The sequence below is a fragment of the Arhodomonas sp. KWT genome (assembly GCF_010993615.1).
Genome location: NZ_WNXE01000939.1, coordinates 1 through 650, shown reverse-complemented (window position 1 = coordinate 650; position 650 = coordinate 1). Strand labels below are relative to the sequence as shown.

General features: G+C 69.4%; 1 pseudogene. It reads left to right on the top strand.

The window, feature by feature from the left end:
* A pseudogene (locus G7A99_RS23420) lies at positions 1 to 650 on the top strand (excinuclease ABC subunit A); the annotation flags it as partial.

Here is a 650-nt window from a genome sequence, read left to right as displayed (position 1 = left end):
TCCTGCCCCGCCACGTATGTGGGCATCTGGGACGATATCCGGCGGCTGTTCGCCGAGACGGAGGAGGCACGCATCCGCGGCTACGACCCGGGGCGCTTCTCCTTCAACACCACCGACGGCCGCTGTCCGGAATGCGACGGTCAGGGCATCAAGCGCATCGAGATGAACTTCCTCCCGGACGTGACCATGCCCTGCGACGTCTGCCACGGCCTGCGCTTCACGCCGGAGACCCTGGCCGTGACCTGGCGCGGGCTCTCCGCCGGGGACGTGCTGGCCCTGAGCGTGGACGAGGCGGTGGACCTGTTCACCGCGCAGCCCCGCATCCACCATGCCCTGCGCCTGCTCCAGGACACCGGTCTGGGCTACCTCACACTGGGCCAGCCCAGTCCTACCCTGTCAGGAGGCGAGGCGCAGCGGCTCAAGCTGGTCACCGAGCTCGCCAAGGCGCGGCCATCGAATACCCGGCGCCGCGCGCCGCACACGCTGTACGTGCTCGACGAGCCGACGGTGGGACTCCACATGGCGGACGTGGAGCGGCTCATTCACGTCCTGCACCGGCTGGTGGAGGCCGGCAACACCGTGGTGGTGATCGAGCACAACCTGGATGTGATCGCCGAGGCGGACTGGCTGCTGGACCTCGGCCCGGAGGG